Annotated in this window: 5 protein-coding genes; all 5 read left to right on the top strand. The window is 64.5% G+C overall.

Annotated elements, in window-relative coordinates:
- The first annotated feature begins 87 nt into the window (after window positions 1-87).
- On the top strand, window positions 88-1,824 hold the full coding sequence (gene mshL, locus VFW84_RS07730) for a pilus (MSHA type) biogenesis protein MshL (protein WP_329679871.1): 1,737 nt from the start codon (window positions 88-90) through the stop codon (window positions 1,822-1,824).
- A gap of 10 nt (window positions 1,825-1,834) precedes the next feature.
- Entirely contained in the window at window positions 1,835-3,544 is a 1,710-nt protein-coding gene (locus VFW84_RS07735; RefSeq protein WP_329679872.1) for a GspE/PulE family protein, read from the top strand.
- On the top strand, window positions 3,541-4,782 hold the full coding sequence (locus VFW84_RS07740) for a type II secretion system F family protein (RefSeq protein ID WP_329679873.1): 1,242 nt from the start codon (window positions 3,541-3,543) through the stop codon (window positions 4,780-4,782). The genes VFW84_RS07735 and VFW84_RS07740 overlap by 4 nt, the downstream gene beginning before the upstream one ends.
- 92 nt (window positions 4,783-4,874) lie before the next feature.
- Window positions 4,875-5,270 carry a type II secretion system protein gene (locus VFW84_RS07745; protein WP_329679874.1) on the top strand — a complete coding sequence of 132 codons (396 nt, stop codon included), beginning with the start codon at window positions 4,875-4,877 and terminating at the stop codon, window positions 5,268-5,270.
- A 175-nt stretch (window positions 5,271-5,445) separates the two neighbouring features.
- On the top strand, window positions 5,446-6,750 hold a 1,305-nt coding region (locus tag VFW84_RS07750; RefSeq protein ID WP_329679875.1), incomplete at its 3' end, for a hypothetical protein.

A 6,750-nucleotide genomic window follows, 5' to 3' on the forward strand; every position in this document is an offset into this window, starting at 1 on the left:
GCGCTTGCCGCTGATCGCGCCGTCTGCTCCGCACAAGGTTGTGACGCCCGGCGTGGCCGCGCCCGCGCGTGAAGAAAAGGAATCTCCATGACACATCTCCCCTCTCTGATCGCCGTGTTGCTGGGCGTGCTGGTCTGTCACGACGCCGTTCACGCCGAGGGTGGTTGGCGTCGGCACCGTGCGATCGACTACCAGGCGCTGGCCGATCAGTCGAACACCGATCCGGCAGCGCAGGTGGCGGCCGTGCAGGATCTTGACCGTCTCCCGCCAACTGCGGCCGGGGGGCGCATGAGCGTCACCTTGACGCCGCCGTCGCAGCGTGTGGCGGCTGTGGCTCCGACCATCTCTGCCGCACCGCAGGACAACGAGAGCCGGTTCGACCTGTCGGTCAACAACGCACCCGCCACCCAGGTGTTTCTGCAACTGGGCATGGGCACGAACTACACCGTGGTGGTGTCGCCCGAGTTGAGCGGGACCGTGACCCTGAGCCTCAAGGGCACCACGGTGCCCGAAGCCCTGCAGGTGCTGCGCGATCAATATGGGTATGACTACCGCATCACGGGCAAGCGGGTCATGGTCTATCCCAACACCATCCAGACCCGGGTGTTCACCATCAATTACCTGCCCGGGCGCCGTGAGGGCTCGTCGGATCTGCGAGTCAAGTCCAGCTCCATCAATGTCAGCAATGGCGGAGGCACGGGTGGCAGCAGTGCGGGGGGCGGTGGCAAATCGGCGCCCGGCGCCTCGTCGGGCGACAACGATGACGACACCTCGCATGTGCGCATGAGTTCGGTCTCGGACTTCTGGGGCGAGATCAAGGCCTCCTTGCTGTCCATGATCGGCACGGGCAATGGCCGTGGCGTGGTCATGAACCCGGGGTCGGGGCTCATCGTGGTGCGCGCCACGCCCGCCGAGCATCGCAGCGTGGCAGAGTTCCTACGGGCGGTGCAGGTCACCATCGAGCGCCAGGTCATGCTGGAGGCCAAGATCATCGAGGTGTCCTTGTCCAACGATGCCCAGACCGGCGTGAACTGGTCTTTGTTTGGCACACGGGGCTCGTCCGGCATGGGCGTGGTGAACATGGCACCGGGGGTGACGCTCAAGCGCGACCAGCTCCAGACCGAGGATCTGGCCATCACGAGTGGGCCTTCTTTTGCCTCGGCGGGGCGCGGCTTCTATGGTCTGGCCATCCAGGCCTCCAACTTCAATGCCCTGATCAACTTCCTGCAGACGCAAGGGGATGTGCAGGTGCTCTCCAGCCCGCGCATTGCCACCATGAACAATCAGAAGGCCGTGCTCAAGGTGGGCCGTGACGAGATGTTCGTCACCGGCGTGACGACCTCGGCGACCCAGGTGGGTGACCAGACCGTCTTCACCCCCAAGCTGGATCTGCAATCGCTTTTCAGCGGCATCTCACTCGATGTCATGCCGCAGATCGACGAGGATGGCGTGGTGATGCTGCATGTGCACCCCGCCATCAGCGATGTCAAGGAAAAGCAGAAGGTCGTTGACCTGGGCTCCCTGGGCGTCTACAAGCTGCCCCTGGCCGCCAGTTCGATCAACGAGACCGACAGCATCGTGCGTGTCAAGGACGGCAGCATCGTGGCCATCGGTGGTCTGATGCGCCAGGCCGTGGCCATCGACAAGAACGGCCTGCCCATCCTGGGTGATGCGCCAGTCGTGGGCAGCCTGTTCAGCCAGAAGTCGGCGGTGACCAGCAAGCGTGAGCTGGTGATCCTGATCAAGCCCACGGTGATCACGGAAGATGGATCGGGCTGGTCCAGCGAGATGCCCGCCACCCCCTTGCTCAAGCCCGAGCGTTGAGGACGCCACCATGCCACGTCCACAGAAATTCAGACTGGGTGACCTGCTGGTTCAAGAGGGCCTGATCACGGCCGAGCAGCTCGACCAGGCCCTGCAGGAGCAGCGCAGCAGCGGGCGCAAGCTGGGCCGCGTGCTGAGCGATCAGGGGCTGGTCACCGAGGCGCAGATCGCCAAGGCTGTCGCGCGCCAGCTTCATGCGCCCTTCATCGATCTGGCCCACTACCCCTTGCGACCCGAGCTGGCGCAGCAACTGCCCGAAGGCCATGCGCGGCGCTTGCGCGCCATCGTGCTGGACGATCCGCCCTCCGGTCTGATGATCGGCATGGCCGATCCCACCGACATCTATGCCTTTGACGAGATCGGGCGCCTGCTCAAGCGCAGCGTCGATCTGGCGGTGGTCACCGAAACCCACCTGCTGGCGGCCCTCGATCGGGTCTACACCAGCACCAAGGAGATCGAGGGCCTGGCACGCGAGCTCACCAGCGAGCTGGCCGGCACCGAGAGTGATCTGGGTGACCTGCTGGGCATGGACACCACCAGCAACGAAGATGCCCCGGTGGTGCGGCTGCTGTATTCGGTGTTCGAGCAGGCCTTGCGCACGCGCACCTCGGACATCCACATCGAGCCGCAGGAAAAGCAGTTGCGCATCCGCTTTCGCATCGACGGTGTGCTGCATGTGCAGACCGAGGCCGATGCCAAGATCGCCGGGGCCGTGGCCTTGCGCCTCAAGCTGATGTCGGGCCTGGACATTTCTGAAAAGCGCCTGCCGCAGGACGGTCGCTTTGCCGTGCGCCTCAAGGACGGCACGGTGGACGTGCGGATCTCGACCTTGCCGGCGCAGTACGGCGAGTCGGTCGTCATGCGCCTGCTCAGTCAGAGTGCCGGCATGCTGGAGCTCGAGCGCCTGGCCATGCCCGAGCCCATGCTGGCGGCCCTGCGCCGCGCCATCGACAAGCCCAGCGGCATGATCCTGGTCACCGGCCCCACCGGCAGCGGCAAGACGACGACGCTGTACGCGGCGCTCAATGCGCTCAACAGCACCGAGCGCAAGATCATCACGGTGGAGGACCCGGTCGAATACCGCTTGCCCGGTCTCAACCAGGTCCAGGTCATGGAGAAGATCGACATGACCTTCGACCGGGTGCTGCGTTCGGCCCTGCGTCAGGACCCCGATGTGATCCTGGTGGGCGAAATGCGCGACAAGACCACGGCCGAGATCGGCCTGCGTGCGGCCATGACGGGCCACCTGGTGCTCTCGACCCTGCACACCAATGATGCGGCCTCGACCCCGGCCCGCCTGATCGACATGGGTGTGCCGCGCTGGATGGTGGCTCTGTCACTGCAACTGGTGGCGGCCCAGCGTCTGGTGCGCACCCTGTGCGTCAGTTGTGCCACGCCGCACGACCCCAATCCGCATGAGCTGGTCTGGCTCAAGCGTGAACTGGGTGACGAGGCCGAAGGCAAGCCCCTGCACTACGGCCGAGGTTGCCCGGAGTGCAACCACACCGGCTTCAAGGGCCGCACCGGGGTGTACGAGTTCCTGGAGATGAGCCTGCCCCTGATCGAGGCCCTGTCTGATCCCGAGCCCGGCGTGTTCGCCAAGGCGGCACGGGTGCAGATGGCGGGCAACACCTTGCGCCGTGATGCGGCGCGCCTGGTGATGGCGGGGCGCACCACGGTGGATGAGGCCATGCGCGTGAGCGCCCAGGTGGACGAATGAGCCGATACATCTTCAAGGCACGCGGCCCGCATGGGCTCGTCGAAGGCATCGAGGACGGGGACAGCCCCTCTGCGGTGGCCGATGCCTTGAGCTATCGGGGCCTGGTGCCCATCACGGTCAAGCCCGAGAAGCCTCAGACCCCGGCGGCTGCGGCCGCAGGCAGTCCGGCCGTGGGCAAGCCCGAGTGGATGCAGCCCAAGGTCAAGCCCACCGACGTGATGCTGTTCAGCCGGCAGATCTACACGCTCTTCAAGGCGGGTGTGCCCATCCTGCGCGCGCTGGCGGGTCTGCAGGAGACCACCAGCAATCCGACCATGAAAGAGGTGCTGCTGGATCTGCGCCGCAGCCTGGAGTCGGGGCTGGAGTTGTCGGCCGCCATGCTGCACCACCCCAAGGTCTTTGATGGCTTTTATGTGGCCATGGTGCGGGTGGGCGAGGCGTCTGGTCGCCTGGAAGAGGTGTTCATCCGGCTCTTCGAGCACATCGAGTTCGAGCTCTTCATGCGTCAGCAGGTCAAGTCGGCCCTGCGCTATCCCAGCTTCGTGATCGCCGCCATGGCGGCCGCCATCGCCATCATCAATGTGATGGTGATCCCGGCGTTTGCCAACATCTTCAAGAGTGCGGGCGACAACCTGCCGCTGCCGACCCGCATCCTGATGGCCACCTCCGAGTTCTCCATCAAGCACGGCTGGCTGATTGCGCTGGGTCTGGTGGTGACCTTCTTTGTCTGGCGGCACTGGAAGCAGACGGAAGAAGGCCGTCTGATCTGGGACCGTCTCTTGCTCAGGGCTCCGGTGGTGGGGCCGATCGTGACCAAGGCCTCGCTGGCGCGGTTCACGCGGGCCTTTGCCCTGTCGCTCAAGAGCGGCGTGCCGCTGGAGCGCGCGCTCAGCGGGGTGGCCACGACGGCAGACAACGCCTTCATCACCCAGCGCATTGAACAGATGCGCGACAACATCATGCGTGGCGAGAGCCTGGCCCATGCGGCCGCCACCTCGGGGGTGTTCACGCCCATCGTGCTTCAGATGATCGCCATCGGTGAAGAGACCGGCATGGTGGACGAATTGCTGGAAGAGGTCGGTGAGCTCTACAGCAACGAGGTGCAGTACTCGCTCAAGACCTTGTCCCAGCAGATTGAACCCATCCTGATCGTCTTCATGGGTGGACTGGTGCTGGTGCTGGCGCTGGGCGTGTTCTTGCCCATGTGGAATCTCGGCGAAATGTCATTCAAGAAATGAGCACGGTTGCCGAAATCTGAGTCAACGTGCATTGACTTTGTGCCGGGATGCACGGTGGAGCCCCCGGCCTTTAACTGAAAGAGGTAAACACCATGAAACGTACCCAAACCGGCTTCACGATGATCGAGCTCATTGTGGTCATTGTCATCCTGGGGGTGCTGGCCGCCACCGCTTTGCCCAAGTTCGTGAATGTGCAGGAAAACGCCGAAGAGGCTGCCCTCAAGGGCGTGGCGGGCTCCATGGCCAGCGCCATGTCTGTCAACTATGGAGGCTGCCTGGTGGTGAACCATGCCAACACGGCCGGCAAGTGCCAGGCCGTGGACAACTGCTCGGATGTGGCCAGCCTGCTGCAGGGCAATGCCGTGCCGACGGGCTACACCGTGACGGCCGGGGCCTTGACCCGCGGCGTGTCGACAGCCTGCACGGTCACCCAGACCTCCTCGAGTGCCACCGCCACCTTCGATGGCATCGGGGCAGGTACGCCGTAAACGTCTGATCCCTTCGCCGCCCTTTGCGGTGCCAGGACACGAAGGCCGGTCAAGGACCGGCCTTTCGGCTTTATTTAACGCATGCCGATCCATCCAGGGCGGTAGGATGAACGCAGGATGAATGCAGGCTCGTTGCCTCTGCTCGCCCTGAGTCCTGGCTGTTTGACTGCGAGAGATGGTCACCATGACCCTGTTCCACTGGATGTCCCCGTGCATGCGCCGAATGGCCGTGGTGTCCCTGTGCTGGGTCGGCATGGGGGTGTCTCAACTGGCCGGTGCGGCCAGCTATAGCTTCCCTGGCGCTTTGCCCGCGGGGTGCAGCGGTAGCGGGACGTCCTACACCTGTGGCGCCCTGAGCCTGGGGGCGGGAGACACGGTGGCGGTGGTCAATGCGTCGACCACCATCACCTTGACATCCTTGAGCGCCAACACGGCCCAGATCAATGCAGCAGGGGTCGCGAACCTGACCTTGAACATGAGCGGCACCCTCTCCGCCGCAGGTGGGGCGACCATCAAGGCCAATGTCAATGCCGGTGCCGTGTCCAGTTCCGGCGCTGTGAGCTATGTGGGCAGTCTTTCCACCACCACGGGGGCCATCTCACTGGGGGCGGGCAGCACCGTGACGGGGGTGTTGACCACCACGACCGGGGCGATCACCTTGCTGACCGGAACCTCTGGCAGCTACACCACCGTCGGGGGCATCAACTCGGGCGGCATCGTCACCATCAATGCCTATAACCGCATCAACGGCGATACCGTGGGCTACCTCCTGTCCGCCGCAGGCCATAACGTGTTCGGTGGCTCCATCACCACCACCACGACCTACGTCAGCCTGGGGGGCAATGCCACCGTCAACGGCTCCATCTATGCGCAGACCTATGTGGACACGGGTGGTAACAGCACCATCACCGGCTCCATCACCTCGGCCACGTCCTACATCGATACGGGGACGGCCACCACGGTGGGCGGCTCGCTCAATGCGCTGGGCACCTATGTCGACATCCATGGCAGCGCCAGCGTGGGGGGAGGCATCTACGCCAAGTCCTACGTCAGCATGACCACCAACAGCACGGTGGGCGGCAACATCACCGCCAACTCGACGGTCTACATGGGCTCGGGCAGCACGGTGTCTCAATGTGTGCGCTCCACCGGGGCGTCCACGATCACGGTTCCTTCTGCGGGGGCAGTGGGGGGCGCCTGCTGTGGTGCGGGCAGCACCTGCACCAGCACCTGTGTCACGGGCACGCCCAAGCCTGCCACGTGCGCCTGGCCCAGCAGTGGCCTGTTTGCAGAGTACAAGTTCGAGCAAAGCAGCTACGGCGGCACCGATGGCGAGGTGCTCGATACCTCGGGCAACAAGCGGCACGGTCATGTGGTGGGTGGCGCTTCGTCCACGGCCAGTGGCAAGTTCTGCCGTGGATTGCTCATTCCACAGAATCTGACCTCCGCCATCGATGCGCTGGAAACAGGCATCGATGTC

This window comes from Aquabacterium sp. (genome assembly GCF_036279655.1).
In the GTDB taxonomy this organism is placed as follows: domain Bacteria; phylum Pseudomonadota; class Gammaproteobacteria; order Burkholderiales; family Burkholderiaceae_C; genus Aquabacterium.